Source organism: Bartonella sp. CL63NXGY (assembly GCF_042194905.1).
In the GTDB taxonomy this organism is placed as follows: domain Bacteria; phylum Pseudomonadota; class Alphaproteobacteria; order Rhizobiales; family Rhizobiaceae; genus Bartonella.
Genome location: NZ_JBHINK010000057.1, coordinates 1 through 1,189, shown reverse-complemented (window position 1 = coordinate 1,189; position 1,189 = coordinate 1). Strand labels below are relative to the sequence as shown.

Here is a 1,189-nt window from a genome sequence, read left to right as displayed (position 1 = left end):
AACAAGCATTATTTATTCAATGATCTTAGAGACGATACCGGCACCAACAGTACGACCACCTTCACGAATAGCAAAACGAAGTTTCTCTTCCATCGCTATCGGAACGATCAACGAAACATCCATCGCAACATTGTCACCTGGCATAACCATTTCCGTTCCTTCTGGAAGTGTAACAATACCTGTAACATCCGTCGTACGGAAGTAAAACTGAGGACGATAATTCGTGAAAAATGGTGTATGACGTCCACCTTCATCTTTTGTCAAAATGTAAGCTTCTGCTTTAAAACGCGTATGAGGTGTAACAGATCCTGGCTTTGCCAATACTTGACCACGCTCAATCCCTTCACGATCAACACCACGTAGAAGAGCTCCTATATTATCACCCGCTTGACCTTGATCTAAAAGCTTGCGGAACATTTCAACACCTGTAACCGTCGTCTTAGATGTTGGACGAATACCGATAATCTCGATTTCCTCTCCAACTTTAATAACACCACGCTCAACACGACCCGTAACAACGGTTCCACGACCCGAAATCGAAAATACATCTTCTATCGGCATCAAAAATGGTTGATCAACAGGACGTTCAGGGGTTGGAATATAATTATCAACTTCACTCATTAAAAGACGAACAGCATCTTCACCAATGCTTTTATCCTTATCTTCAAGAGCTGCCAACGCAGAACCCTTAACAATTGGTATATCATCACCTGGGAAATCATACTTGGATAAAAGTTCCCGAACCTCAAGCTCTACAAGCTCCAAAAGTTCTGCATCATCAACCTGATCAACTTTATTAAGAAAAACAACAATTGCTGGAACACCAACCTGACGCGCAAGCAAAATATGCTCACGTGTCTGAGGCATTGGACCATCAGCTGCTGAAACAACCAAAATAGCACCATCCATCTGTGCTGCCCCTGTGATCATGTTTTTCACATAATCAGCGTGTCCCGGACAATCAACGTGCGCATAGTGACGATTTTCCGTTTCATACTCAACGTGTGCTGTAGAAATAGTAATTCCACGTGCGCGCTCCTCTGGCGCAGCATCAATTTGGTCATAGGCTTTAAATTCACCAAAATATTTCGTAATCGCTGCTGTCAACGAGGTCTTCCCATGATCAACGTGACCAATCGTACCAATATTAACATGCGGTTTTGTTCGTTCAAACTTGCTCTTCGCCATT

At 43.0% G+C, this 1,189-nt stretch carries 1 protein-coding gene; it reads right to left on the bottom strand.

Features of this window, described 5'->3' with window-relative positions; translation table 11 throughout:
* Window positions 1-12: 12 nt before the first annotated feature.
* On the bottom strand, window positions 13-1,188 hold the full coding sequence (gene tuf / locus ACFIK0_RS09165) for an elongation factor Tu (protein ID WP_012755022.1): 1,176 nt from the start codon (window positions 1,186-1,188) through the stop codon (window positions 13-15).
* Window position 1,189 lies beyond the last annotated feature (1 nt).